At 69.3% G+C, this 12730-nt stretch carries 11 protein-coding genes; 8 read left to right on the plus strand and 3 right to left on the minus strand.

What is annotated here, in order from left to right; genetic code table 11:
- Window positions 1–37 precede the first annotated feature (37 nt).
- Together OHB24_RS29305 and OHB24_RS29310 are read left to right on the plus strand one after the other, a co-directional pair.
- Window positions 38–1801: a proline--tRNA ligase gene (locus OHB24_RS29305; protein WP_327634080.1), complete on the plus strand. Its 1764-nt coding sequence runs from the start codon at window positions 38–40 to the stop codon at window positions 1799–1801.
- A 399-nt stretch (window positions 1802–2200) separates the two neighbouring features.
- A complete protein-coding gene (locus OHB24_RS29310; protein WP_327634081.1) occupies window positions 2201–3589 on the plus strand; it encodes an FAD-binding oxidoreductase in 1389 nt (462 codons plus the stop codon).
- Here the strand turns inward: OHB24_RS29310 and OHB24_RS29315 are convergent.
- Window positions 3553–4764 (minus strand): RNA polymerase sigma factor, encoded by a 1212-nt coding sequence (locus OHB24_RS29315; RefSeq protein WP_327634082.1) that lies wholly within the window; start codon window positions 4762–4764, stop codon window positions 3553–3555. The two genes, OHB24_RS29310 and OHB24_RS29315, sit on opposite strands and share 37 nt — an antisense overlap.
- A complete protein-coding gene (locus OHB24_RS29320; RefSeq protein WP_327634083.1) occupies window positions 4764–5150 on the minus strand; it encodes a YciI family protein in 387 nt (128 codons plus the stop codon). Before OHB24_RS29320 ends, OHB24_RS29315 begins: the two co-directional genes overlap by 1 nt.
- 104 nt (window positions 5151–5254) lie before the next feature.
- Here OHB24_RS29320 and OHB24_RS29325 point away from each other — a divergent pair, with 104 nt between their 5' ends.
- The 3 genes from OHB24_RS29325 to OHB24_RS29335 are packed head-to-tail and all read left to right on the plus strand — an operon-like array spanning window position 5255 to window position 7288.
- Window positions 5255–6031 carry a sulfite exporter TauE/SafE family protein gene (locus tag OHB24_RS29325; RefSeq protein WP_131467900.1) on the plus strand — a complete coding sequence of 259 codons (777 nt, stop codon included), beginning with the start codon at window positions 5255–5257 and terminating at the stop codon, window positions 6029–6031.
- A 42-nt stretch (window positions 6032–6073) separates the two neighbouring features.
- Window positions 6074–6520: a hypothetical protein gene (locus OHB24_RS29330; protein WP_327634084.1), complete on the plus strand. Its 447-nt coding sequence runs from the start codon at window positions 6074–6076 to the stop codon at window positions 6518–6520.
- Between the two features lie 9 nt (window positions 6521–6529).
- On the plus strand, window positions 6530–7288 hold the full coding sequence (locus OHB24_RS29335) for a class I SAM-dependent methyltransferase (protein WP_327634085.1): 759 nt from the start codon (window positions 6530–6532) through the stop codon (window positions 7286–7288).
- On the opposite strand, the gene OHB24_RS29340 is transcribed toward OHB24_RS29335, so the two are convergent.
- The gene (locus tag OHB24_RS29340; protein ID WP_327634086.1) at window positions 7272–8384 is read right to left on the minus strand and encodes a cytochrome P450; all 1113 of its coding nucleotides are present in this window, start codon (window positions 8382–8384) and stop codon (window positions 7272–7274) included. The two genes, OHB24_RS29335 and OHB24_RS29340, sit on opposite strands and share 17 nt — an antisense overlap.
- Window positions 8385–8505: 121 nt before the next feature.
- On the opposite strand from OHB24_RS29340, the gene priA reads away from it, so the two are divergent.
- The 3 genes from priA to OHB24_RS29355 are packed head-to-tail and all read left to right on the plus strand — an operon-like array spanning window position 8506 to window position 12724.
- Window positions 8506–9243 carry a bifunctional 1-(5-phosphoribosyl)-5-((5-phosphoribosylamino)methylideneamino)imidazole-4-carboxamide isomerase/phosphoribosylanthranilate isomerase PriA gene (gene priA, locus OHB24_RS29345; RefSeq protein ID WP_327634087.1) on the plus strand — a complete coding sequence of 246 codons (738 nt, stop codon included), beginning with the start codon at window positions 8506–8508 and terminating at the stop codon, window positions 9241–9243.
- Complete coding sequence (locus OHB24_RS29350; RefSeq protein ID WP_327634088.1) at window positions 9240–11528, plus strand: HAD-IB family hydrolase; 2289 nt, start codon at window positions 9240–9242, stop codon at window positions 11526–11528. The genes priA and OHB24_RS29350 overlap by 4 nt, the downstream gene beginning before the upstream one ends.
- Complete coding sequence (locus OHB24_RS29355; protein ID WP_130379582.1) at window positions 11525–12724, plus strand: zinc-dependent alcohol dehydrogenase; 1200 nt, start codon at window positions 11525–11527, stop codon at window positions 12722–12724. Before OHB24_RS29350 ends, OHB24_RS29355 begins: the two co-directional genes overlap by 4 nt.
- Window positions 12725–12730: the final 6 nt, after the last annotated feature.

Genomic DNA, 12730 nt, shown 5'->3' on the forward strand with positions numbered 1-12730 from the left:
CGTCCGGTTATCTACTTTTGCACGCTTGGAGACTCCCGTGATTTTGCGTATGTCGTCGTTGTTCCTCCGCACCCTTCGCGAGGACCCGGCGGACGCGGAGGTCCCGAGCCACAAGCTGCTCGTCCGCGCCGGGTACATCCGGCGGGCCGCGCCCGGTATCTACACCTGGCTGCCCCTCGGCCTGCGAGTGCTGCGGAACGTCGAGCGGATCGTCCGTGAGGAGATGGACGCGATCGGCGCGCAGGAGCTGGTGTTCCCGGCGCTGCTGCCCCGCGAGCCCTACGAGGCGACCGGCCGCTGGACGGAGTACGGGCCGAACATCTTCCGCCTGAAGGACCGCAAGGGCGCCGACATGCTGCTCGGCCCCACGCACGAGGAGATGTTCACGCTGGTCGTGAAGGACCTGTACTCGTCGTACAAGGACCTTCCGCTGTCGATCTACCAGATCCAGAACAAGTACCGCGACGAGGCGCGGCCGCGGGCCGGTGTGCTGCGCGGGCGCGAGTTCGTGATGAAGGACTCGTACTCCTTCGACGTCGACGACGAGGGTCTGGCAGCGTCGTACGAGCTGCACCGGAAGGCCTACATCAACATCTTCGACCGGCTCGGGTTCGACTACGTGATCGTCGAGGCGATGTCCGGCGCGATGGGCGGTTCGCGGTCCGAGGAGTTCCTGGCGATCGCGGAGAACGGCGAGGACACCTTCGTCCGCTCGCCTGGTGGGTACGCCGCCAACGTCGAGGCGGTCGTGGTGCCGCAGTCGGCGCCGGTCGACGCGTCCGCCGTACCGGCTGCCGAGGTCGTGGACACGCCGGAGACTCCGACCATCGACACGCTCGTGGACGCGCTGAACGCGAAGCACGCACGGTCGGACGGCCGCGAGTGGACCGCCGCGGACACGTTGAAGAACGTGCTCGTGATGCTGGTGCACCCCGACGGCGCTCGCGAGCCGCTCGCGATCGGCGTTCCCGGGGACCGCGCGATCGACGAGAAGCGGCTCGGCGCGCAGGTCGAGCCGGCCGAGGTGGCCGCCTTCGAGGAGGCGGACTTCGAGAAGTACCCGTCGCTGGCGAAGGGCTACATCGGTCCGGGCGTGCTCGGCAAGGAGAACAGCTCCGGCATCCGGTACCTGCTCGACCCGCGGGTGGCCGAGGGGTCCGCGTGGGTGACCGGTGCGGACAAGTCCGGGTTCCACGTCGTCAACCTGGTGCACGGCCGGGACTTCACCGCGGACGGGACGATCCAGGCCGCCGAGGTCCGCGACGGCGACCAGGCGCCGGACGGCTCGGGTGCGCTGGAGGCGGCCCGCGGTATCGAGATGGGCCACATCTTCCAGCTCGGCCGCAAGTACGCCGACGCGCTCGACCTCAAGGTCCTCGACCAGAACGGCAAGCTCGTCACGGTCACCATGGGCTCGTACGGTGTCGGGGTGACCCGCGCGGTGGCGGCGATCGCCGAGGGCAACCACGACGAGCTCGGTCTGGTCTGGCCGCGGGAGATCGCGCCGGCCGACGTGCACCTGGTTGCCACCGGCAAGGACAAGGAGCTGTTCGCGAAGGCCGCCGAAATCGCCGCCGAGCTGGAGTCGCGCGGTCTGACGGTGATCTACGACGACCGCGAGAAGGTGTCGCCCGGCGTGAAGTTCAAGGACGCCGAGCTGATCGGCGTACCGACCATCGCCGTGGTCGGCAAGGGCCTCGCCGACGGCACGATCGAGGTCAAGAACCGCCGCACCGGCGACCGCGAAGACATCCCGCTCGCCGACATCGTCAACCACTTGGTCACCACTGTCCGCAGCTGACAGGCATCAGGCCCCACCCAAGCGGCGGGGCCCGACGTCATCCCGTGTCTGTACCTGTGGTCCACAGGCGTGCTGCTGTCTAGGTAGGCGAAACCCGCCCGGGAAAGACGTGGCCCCGGCGAGTGCTGGGGATTTTGCAGGTCGACAGTACGTATACGTCCACTGGCCGCCGATTCAGCCTGCCGCCAGGCGCGTGGACGCGGGTACTACACGTATACGTACTGTCGAGACGCAGATTTCGGCGACCCGTGGGCGCAGTCGGCCGGTTGTCGGGGAGGGGATACCCGCACATTAGTCAGACGCGCCGGCTTTCTCGGCAATTGATGTCGAGGAATGTCGGTTGGCTCCGATCCCGGGGTGTGGCGCCTGAGGGGGCGTCCGGGAGTTAGGGAGTTGGCGATGAGGGAATCTGTGCTGGTTGGGCGGGGGATCGACGGGTTGCGGCAGGCTGTTACGGGCGACGTGGTCGTGGATGGGGACCCGGGCTACCCGGACGCCGGGCGGGTGATGACGGCCGAGGGCCGGCCGCAGGTGGTCGTGCGGTGTGCAAGCGCGAACGATGTGGTGGCGGCGCTGAAGTACGGCGAGACGCACGACCTGCCGATCACGGTCCGCAGCGGCGGACACCACGCGGCCGGGTTCGGCACGAACGACGGCGGGGTCGTGATCGACGTACGGCCGATGGACGAGGTCAGGTTGCTGCCGGACGACGTGGTGCGGATCGGCACCGGCGCCACCTGGGGGCGGGTCGCCGAGCGGCTGGGCAAGGTCGGTCTGGCGATCTCGTCCGGCGACACGGCGAGCGTCGGTGTCGGCGGGTTGATGGCGGGCGGCGGCATCGGCTGGATGGTCCGCAAGCACGGGCTGGCGATCGACAACGTGGTCTCCGCCGAGGTGGTCACCGCGGACGGTTCGGTCCGCCGGGTCGACGCGGCGACGGACTCGGAGTTGTTCTGGGGACTACGCGGCGCCGCGGGCAGCCTCGGCGTGGTCACGTCGTACGACATCAGCGCCGTACGCCGGCCGACCGTGCACTTCGGCACCCTGCTGTACCCGTGGACGCAGGCGGAGCAGGTGCTCAAAGGCTGGGCGGAGTACGCCGCGGATGCGCCCGAGGAGCTCACGTCGTCGCTGCAGTTGGCGCCGACGATGATGGCCGACCGGCAGGTCCCGGTCGCGATCATGGTGTGTGTCACCGGCGACGTGGATCGCATCCTCGAACCGCTGCGGCACCTCGGCTCGCTGCTCACCGAGAAGGTGGCCGAGGTCCCGTACGCCGAGGTGTTCGCCGACATGTCGATGCCCGCGGACTGGCGCCCGCGGATTCGCAACGGCTTCTACAACAGCTGGTCGCCGAAGTTGAGCCAGCGACTGCTGGAGGCCCGCCCGCGGATCCCCGGACTCGCGATCGAGATCCGGTCCCTCGGTGGTGCGTACGGCGCGATGCCCGCGGACGCGACCGCGTTCGCGCACCGCGACGCGCGGTTCATGGTCAACTCGGTGCTGATGGGATCGCCCGAGCAGCAGGGCACCCAGCAGCCCAAGGACTTCGACGCGCTGTGGCGGTCGATGAAACCGAACGGCGCGTACCTGAACTTCATCTCCGACCCAACCGACGCCGACCTGGACAGCTGTTTCCCGGAGCAGCACCGCACCCGGCTGGCCGCGCTCAAGCAGTCGGTCGACCCGGGGCACGTGTTCCGCAGTGCGCTGAGCGTGCCGCCGCGCCCGGAGTGGACCGGCGGCCGTCGTCACCTGATGAGGTGGGCGATGCGGTCGCGGAGATAGTTCTGCTCGGCCGTGTTCCGGGTCCGTTCCAGCGCCGCGAGGTAGTTGGAGCGGGCCAGGTCCGGGCGGCCGGCGAGCTCGTGGAGGTGGGCGAGGACGGACAGCCGGCGGTGGTGGTCGCCGAGGTACCGGTCGTCGGCGAGGCGTTCGACGATCGCGATGCCGGCGTCCGGGCCGTCGGTCATCGCGACGGCCACGGCGGACCCGAGGGTCACCATCGGGCTCGGGTCGATCTTCTCGAGGATCCGGTAGAGGCCCGCGATCTGTTCCCAGTCGGTGGTCTCGACCGAGTCGGCCTCGCTGTGCACGGCCGCGATTGCCGCCTCCAGTTGATACGGGCCGACGGCGCCGGAGCGCAAGGTCTCCTCGACGAGCAGCGTGCCTTCGGCGATCTCCTCGGCGTACCAGCGGGAGCGGTCCTGCCGGTCGGCGGGGACGAGGTTGCCGCCGGGCCCGGTCCGCGCGTCCCGGCGGGCGTGGGTGAGGATCATCAGCGCAAGCAGGCCGGTCACCTCACCCGGTCCGCTGACGGCCTGCTGCAGCAACCGCGTGATCCGTAGCGCCTCCTCGGCCAGATCCACGCGCTGCAACGAGTCGCCGGCGCTGGCCGTGTGCCCCTCGTTGAAGATCAGGTAGAGCACCTGCAGTACGGCGCGCATCCGTACGTCGTACTCCTCAGCCGTCGGCAGCTCGAAGCTGGCGCCCGCGATCTGCCGCTTCGCCCGGCTGATCCGCTGCGCCACTGTCGTCTCACTGACCAGCAACGCGGCTGCGACCTCGGCCGTCGTCAGACCGCCCACCGACCGCAGCGTGAGCGCGATCTGCGACGCCGGAGTCAGCGCCGGATGACAACAGAGCACGAGCAGCCGCACAGTGTCGTCGGAGTCCTCGTGGTAATCCTCGGGAGCAGGATCCGGCGCGCGGAGGAAGTCGTTCAGCTCGCGCTGCCGGCGCGCGTTGTCGCGCCGCCAGCCGTCCATCATCCGCCGCGACGCGACGCTGATCAGCCACCCGATCGGCTGCTCGGGTACGCCGTTCGCCCGCCACTGCACGAACGCTTCGAGCAGCGCCTCCTGCACCGCGTCCTCGCACTGGTCGAACACGCCGTACCGCCGGACCAGCGCGGCCAGCGCCCTCGGCGCCGCCGCCCGGATGGCTGCCTCGAGCTGACTCACTACTCGTCGAGCTCCGCCAGGAAGTCGTCCTGGTCGAGCCGGACCTCCCGCAGCTGGACGCGCCGGAACTGCGCCAGCGGGATCAGCGCCGCGATCTCCAGCGCCCGCTCCACCGACGCGCAGTTCAGCACCATCGCGCCGGCCAGGTACTCCTTCGTCTCCAGGAACGGACGGTCGGAGATCACCGGCGTACCGGCGACCAGCTGGACGTCCTTCTCCGCGCCGGGTTCGTGCAGCCCGAGGACCGACACCAGCTCACCGGTCGTCAGCAGGTCGCGGGCGAGCGTCGCGATGTGTTCCTGCCCGCCGGACATCTCGACCAGTTGGTCCTCGGTGAATCCTTTGAGCGCTTCGACGTTGTTGTGGATCAGCAGTAGAAACTTCACCCCGCCATTCTCCCGGACGAGGTGTCATGTCTCTCACTCGGCGGTGTAAGGGTTGAGCCGTACTACGCCCTTACCGGATCATCGGGGCGTGAGGAATTGCCGCTGTGCCTGATGTCTCGTTGCTGACGTTGCTGTTCCTGGTGATCGCCGCGTTCGCGGCCGGTTGGATCGACGCCGTGGTCGGCGGCGGCGGGTTGCTGCAACTGCCCGCGATGCTGCTCGGGCTGCCGAACGCGTCGCCGGCGCAGATCCTGTCCACCAACAAGATCTCGTCGTTGTTCGGTACGGCGACGAGCGCGGTCACGTTCGGTGTGAAGGTGCGTCCGGACCGTAAAACCGTGCTCCCGATGGCGATCCTGGCGGGGCTCGGCGCCGCGGCCGGCGCGCTGGTGGCGACCAGGATCCCGATGTCGTGGTTCAAGCCGATCGTCCTGGTGCTGCTCGTGGCGGTCGCGATCTACACCGCGATGAAGCCGTCCCTCGGCGCCCGTACCGCGCTGCGGTTCGACGGCCGCGACCACTACCTCGCGGCGAGCGGCGTCGGCGTACTGATCGGCTTCTACGACGGCGCGGTCGGGCCGGGGACCGGGTCGTTCCTGATCTTCGCGCTGGTCGGCCTGCTCGGGTACAACTTCCTGCAGGCGAGCGCGAAGGCGAAGATCGCCAACGTGGCCACGAACCTGGGCGCGATCGCAGTGTTCGCACTGAGCGGTGCACCGCTGTGGAGGCTCGGCCTGATCATGGGAGCCGCCAACATGCTCGGCGGTCTGCTCGGCGCCCGGACGGCGGTCGCACGCGGCAGCAAGTTCGTGCGGGTGATCTTCCTGGTCGTGGTCTCGGCGCTGATCCTCCGCCTCGCGTACGACGTCTTCTTCGCCTGACGCCGCGTCTGTACCGTAGATGGCGGGGGGAGGTGGGGACCCGTGCAACGTGACAACGTCGCGCTGTGGACGTTCATCGGGTTGGTCGTACTCGGCCTGGCCGCGGTGCTCGCCGCGACCCGCCGTCGCCGCCCGTCGGTGGGTGCGTCGACGCCTGACGGACCGCTGTGGGTGCCGGCTGCTCCGGCTGCCGTTCTGCTTGCGTTGTCGACGCCGCTGGTCATCTGGGGCGGCTTCACGACGATGTACGACCTCGCGTACTCGGACCCGCAGTTCGACTCGCCCGGGTTTCTGCTCCAACCCATACCGGGCCTGCTGGTCGGCATCGCGGCCGTTCGCTGTGCACACGCGGTCCGCAAGGAGGAACGTGACCGGCCGACCGGCCGCGCCTTTGCGCTGTCCACGACCATCGTCGCGTACGCCGCCGCAGTCCTGGCACTGCTAGCGGCACTCCTGTCCTTCGCTGCGATGCTCGGGCAAGGCGGATAACCTCTAGCCATGGTCGACTACAACGGTCGGATGGGCAGTGTGTACGTCGCGGGCCGGGGGATCTCGCCCGCTGAGGTAGAGCGTTGGACCAGCGCGTTCGCGGCGTACCTCCCGGAGCGGCGCCCGTTGGACGTCCTCGATCTGGGCAGCGGAACCGGTCGGCTCACCCCGGGTCTGGCCGCGCAGTTCCAGGGCCAGGTGTACGGCGTGGAGCCGTCGGACCGGATGCGTGCGGCAGCCGAGGAGGCGCTGCATCCGGGGGTGACGTACCTGAAGGGCGCCGCCGAGGACATTCCGTTGCCTGAGGCATCGGTTGACGCGGTGCTGATGTTCCTGTCGTTCCATCACTTCCCGGATCCGTTGCAGGGACTCCGCGAGGTACGCCGGGTGCTGCGGCCCGGGGGAGTGGCGCTCCTGCGCACGCAGTTCGCGGACCGGATGCCGGACCTGTTCTGGTACGACTACTTCCCGTCCGCGCGGGAGGTCGACGCCGCGATGTACATCTCGCTGTCCGCGGCGCAGTCGCTCGCGGTCGAGGCCGGGCTGACGCCGGGCGACGACGTCGTCGAGATCACCGCCGAGGAGCCGCGCTCGCTGCGGGAGCGGTACGAGCGGCTCAGTCATCGCGCGCTGTCGACGTTCGAGCATCTGCCGGCGGACGAGATGGAGTCCGGGTTCGCCAGGTTCGCCGAGGATGCGGAGCGGGATCCGGATCGGGCGATGCCGGTCTACTCCGCGTCGATGCTGGTGCTCACGCGTCCCAGCTGACCCGCAACGCCGACGGCTTGCGGAACACCAGCCCACGCGGCGGAGGCGAGTCCTCGGCCAGTCGGAGACCGGGGAGTTTTAGAACGGCTTCCAGAGAGACCAGCGTTTCCAGCCGCGTCAGGTGCATGCCGAGGCAGATGTGCGGTCCGCTCGCGAAGGCGAGATGGCGACGGGCATTGGCCCGGCGTACGTCGAAGTCGTCGGGAGACTCGAACACCTCGGGATCACGGCCTGCGCCGGCCAGCGAAACGGTGACCATGTCGCCGCGACGGATCTCCCGGCCCGCGAGCTCGATGTCGCGGGTTGCGTAGCGGTCGACGACAGCCGCGGCCGGTTCGAGGCGGAGCGACTCCTCCATCGCGTTCGGCAACAGCGACGGGTCGGCCAGCACCAGATCGAGCTGGTCGCGGTGCGTCAGGAGATGCCAGAGCGCGTTGGTGATCATCCCCTCGGTCGTCTCGATCCCGCCGAACATGAGTACGCCGGCGTTCGCGACGATCTCGTCGACACCCAGCCCGGAGCGGGCGGCCGCGGCGAGCAGCGAGTCGGAGGAGTCGATGCCGGAGGCAACGTGCTTGTGCAGCTCGGCGAACGCCGCGCCTCCTTCGGCAGTGGCGGGCAGGCCGGCGGCGATCCCGGAGACCGAGGAGGAGATCGCCGTGTACCAGTCGAGCACCGTCGAAGCCGAGGCCGCCGGCAGGCCGAGCGACAACGCAACCACCGCAACAGACAACGGCCCAGCGAGACCGATACGAAGGTCGGCAGGCGATTCCAGGGTGGACATCAGTTCATCGACCGTTTGCTGCACCGGTTGCCTGAAGCGGCGGCGGGTTTCCGCCAGGCCGAACGGGGACTCGAAGGGATCGCGGTGGGCTTTGTGCGGGTCGCCGTCCAGGGACAGCATCGACGGGCCGACCACCTGGGCCGTGGAGAAGCGCGGATCGTCGACCGTGAACGTGTCCGGATCGCGAAGCACCTGCAGCGCGAGAGGGCGGGAGGTGACGACCCAGCTGTTCAACGCCTCGATCCACCCGATCGGCCGGACCTGCGCAAGGGTCGGATGCGGATCGGTCTCGAGCTCTTCGACGGTCGCCACCCGGCCAGCCTAATGATAGGACCACTAGCTATACTGGTATTGCTGAGACAGATCGGATTTAAACGACTCAGGAGGCCTCCGGGTTACGAATCCTTCAGCATCGCCCTCTAGGGTGTGGCCCATGTCTGAGAACCTGGTGCTGCTGCCTGCCGTCGATGTGGCGGACGGTCAGGCGGTTCGGCTGGTGCAGGGCGAGGCCGGCAGCGAGACGTCGTACGGCGATCCGCTGGCGGCGGCGATGGCGTGGCAGGACGCCGGTGCGGAGTGGATCCACCTGGTCGACCTGGACGCGGCGTTCGGTCGCGGCAGCAACCGTGAACTGCTCGCCGAGGTGACCGGCAAGCTCGACGTACAGGTCGAACTGTCCGGCGGCATCCGCGACGACGAGTCGCTCACCGCGGCACTCGCGACCGGGGCGCGAAGGGTCAACATCGGCACCGCCGCGCTCGAGGACCCGGAGTGGTGCGACCGGATCATCCAGCAGTACGGCGACCGCGTCGCGATCGGACTCGACGTCCGCGGCCGCACGCTGGCCGCCCGCGGCTGGACCAAGGAAGGCGGCGACCTGTACGAGGTGCTCGCCCGGCTGGAGACGGCCGGCTGCGAGCGCTACGTGGTCACCGACGTCACCAAGGACGGCATGCTCCAGGGCCCGAACCTGGACCTGTACCGCGACCTGTGTGCACGCACCGACAAGCCGATCGTGGCGTCGGGCGGCGTCTCCAGCCTCGACGATCTCAAAGCTCTCAGCACGCTCGTCAAGGACGGCGTCGAGGGCGTCATCGTCGGCAAGGCGCTGTACGCCGGCGCGTTCACCCTGGAACAGGCACTCGAGCTCACGCGTGGAGGCGACAAGTGAGTCTGGCCGACAAGCTCAAGGACAAGAAGGTCCTGGTCACCGGCGTCACCGGATTCGTCGGTGAAGCGCTGCTGCACCGGATCATCGGCGAGCTCCCCGGCACCACCGTGGTGGCGATCATCCGCCCGAAGGGCTCGCTGACCGGCACCGACCGGATGGCGCAGCTGCTGCGGAAGGACATCTTCAAGCCCTTCTACGGCGAGGGCACGGAGCACGCCGACGCAGAGGCACTGTCGGCCGCCCGGATCCAGGTGATCGACGGCGACCTGGCCGACGTACCGGAGCTGCCGAAGGATCTCGACATCGTCGTGCACTGCGCCGGCGACGTGAGCTTCGACCCGCCGATCCACGAGGCGTTCACGACCAACGTGCTCGGCACCAAGAGCCTGCTGGAGCGGATCGTCGATACCGGGCGGCCGGTCCACTACGTGCACATCTCCACCGCCTACACGGCCGGCCGCCGGCGCGGCGCGATCCCGGAGGCCTCGGTCGACCACTTCGTCGACTGGCGCACCGAGGCCGAGGCCGGGATGGCGATGAAGTCCCGGATCGAGGAGCAGTCCCGGTCCGCGCCGATGCTGGCCAAGTTCCGCAAGGACGCCGAGAAGCTGCACCGGCGCGCCGGTCACCTGACGGCCGCGGCCGACACCGAGCGGCGGCGTACCGAATGGGTCGCGAAGCGGCTGGTCGAGACCGGCACCGAGCGCGCCCGCAGCCTGGGCTGGACCGACTGCTACACGTTCACCAAGGCGCTCGGCGAGCGCGTGGTGGAAGAGTTCTCCGGCAAGCTGCCGACGTCGATCGTCCGGCCGGCCATCATCGAGTCCGCGCTCCAGAGCCCGCACCCGGGCTGGATCGAGGGCTTCAAGATGGCCGAGCCGCTGATCCTGGCGTACGGCCGCGGTGAGCTGCCCGAGTTCCCGGCGTCGCCGGACTCGGTGATCGAGATCATCCCGGTCGACCACGTCGTCGGCGCGATCTGCGCCGTGATGGCGACCGAGCCCGAGCTGAACAAGCCGGAGTACTACCACATCGGCTCCGGCTCCCGGAACCCGTTGACGTTCGAGCAGCTCTACGCCGGCGTCCGCGCGTACTTCTCCAAGCATCCGTTCGACCTCGGTGAGCGCGGCGCGGTCCGGCTGCCGGTGTGGAAGTTCCCCGGCGGCGACTCGGTCGAGACGATGCTCCGGTACGGCGAGCGCGCGCACAAGATCGCCGACAAGATCATCACCACCGTCCCGCGGGGTGAGCGGACCCGGAAGTACGCGCGCGAGCTCGACGTCCAGAAGCGCCGCCTCGACTTCCTGCGCCGCTACATGGACCTGTACTCCGAGTACGCGCAGGCAGAGCTGCAGTTCATCGACGACAACGTGCTCGCGCTGCACAACGCGCTCGAAGGCGACGACAAGGAGAAGTTCGCCTGCGACACCGCGGTCGTCGACTGGCAGTACTACCTGCAGGAGTTGCACTGCCCGAGCGTCACCGAGTCGATGCGCCGGCTGGACGTCGTCCGGAAGAAGCGGAACAAGGCGCTCGCCGAGTCCGCCGGTGTGCTGAAGAAGGTCGAGCCGTCCGAGGCGAAGGTGGTGGCGGCGTTCGACATGGACGGCACGCTGCTGTCGTCGAACGTGATCGAGACCTACCTGTGGATGCGGCTGCCCGAGCTGGACGGCCGGCAGCGGGCCGGTGAGGTCGGCGCGATGCTCCGCAAGCTCCCGAAGCTGATCGCGGCCGAGCGCAAGGACCGCGGCACGTTCCTCCGCACGATCTACCGCCGGTACGCCGGTGCCGATCTGGAGGAGCTGAACCAGATCGTCGACGAGATCCTCGCCGAGCACGTGCTGGAACGGTTGAGCGGCGCCGCCGTACGACGGATTCGTGAGCACCGCGCGGCGGGGCACAAGACGATCCTGATCACCGGTGCGGTCCGGCCGCTGACTCGCCCGCTGGAGCCGTTGTTCGACGAGATCGTCGCCGCCGAACTGGCCGTCGACGACCGCGGACGCTGCACCGGCTTCCTGTCCGGCCCGCCGCTGGTCGGTGAGTCGCGGGCCGCGTGGCTCAAGCACCACGCGCGGCAGACCAACATCGACCTGTCCAAGTCGTACGCCTACGCCGACAGCCACTCGGACCTGCCGATGCTGACGGTGGTCGGCAACCCGGTCGCGGTCTCGCCGGACGTGTCGCTGTTCCGGGCCGCCCGGGCATCGCGCTGGCAGATCGTCGACTGGAAGACCCCGTCCACGTCGTCCCGTCTGGAGCTCCCTGGGGTGAACGCACGATGATGCTCGCTCTCGAGATGTACCGGTCGCCGGCGAAGTACCTGGCGGCCAAGGCGGTCGGCGGCCGCATCCCCGGCATCCTGACCGGTCCGGCCGCGCCGCTGCGCCTCGTCACCATCAACGAGCCGAAGGCCGAGCGGGAGGGCTGGGCGCGGATCCGGCCGATCCTGTCCGGCATCTGCGGCTCGGACCTCGGCATGGTGACCGGCTCCACGAAGCTGTACTTCTCCGCGGTCGTGTCGATGCCGTTCGTCCCCGGTCACGAGATCGTCGGCGAGCTGCTCGACGACTGCGAGGACTTGCCGAAGGGCACCCGCGTGGTGATGGACAGCGTCCTGACCTGCGCGGCGCGCGGCGTCGAGCCGTGCGAGGGCTGCGTGTCCGGCAACACCAACAGGTGCGACCGGATCACGGTCGGCCATGTCGCTCCGGGTCTGCAGACCGGGTTCTGCCGGGACACCGGTGGCGGCTGGGGCAACCTGATGGTCGCGCACCGCAGCCAGTTGTACGCCGTACCGGACGGGATGTCCGACGAGCGCGCCGTACTGGTCGAGCCGTTGGCGGGTGCGGTGCATGCCGCGCTGCGGGCCAAGGTCCAGCCGGGACAGTCGGTGCTGGTCAGCGGCGCCGGTGCGGTCGGGTTGTTCGCGACACTCGCGCTGCGCGAGCTGACGCAGGCCGGACGGATCACCGTGGTCGCCAAGCACGCGAAGCAGCGTGAGCTGGCGCGTGCGTTCGGAGCCAGCGATGTGGTGGCGCCGGACGAGGTGTTCCGCGGCGTACGCCGGTCGACCGGCGCGTTCCGGCTGAAGCAGGACTTCAGCGGCGGCGAGTTCCTGCTCGGCGGTGTCGACGTCGCCGTCGACGCGGTCGGCAGCAAGGACTCGATCGACACCGTCCTGCGGGTCACCAAGGCAGGCGGACGGGTGGTGCTGTCCGGGATGCCGGCCAGCGGCGCCGACCTGTCGCCGGTGTGGTTCCGCGAGCTCGAGGTCACCGGCACGTACGCCTCCGCGCGGGAGGAGCCGAACGGCCGCCCGGCGTTCGAGACCGCGCTGGAACTCGCCGGCCGCGCCCCGCTCGACGGGATCGTCGGGGCCCGCTATCCGCTGTACCGCTGGCGCGAGGCGCTCGACCACGCGCACTCCGCCGGCCGACTGGGAACAGTCAAGGTTGCTTTCGATGTGAGGGCCTCATGAGGGCGC

Origin of the sequence: Kribbella sp. NBC_00482 (assembly GCF_036013725.1) — a bacterium.
Lineage (GTDB): Bacteria > Actinomycetota > Actinomycetes > Propionibacteriales > Kribbellaceae > Kribbella.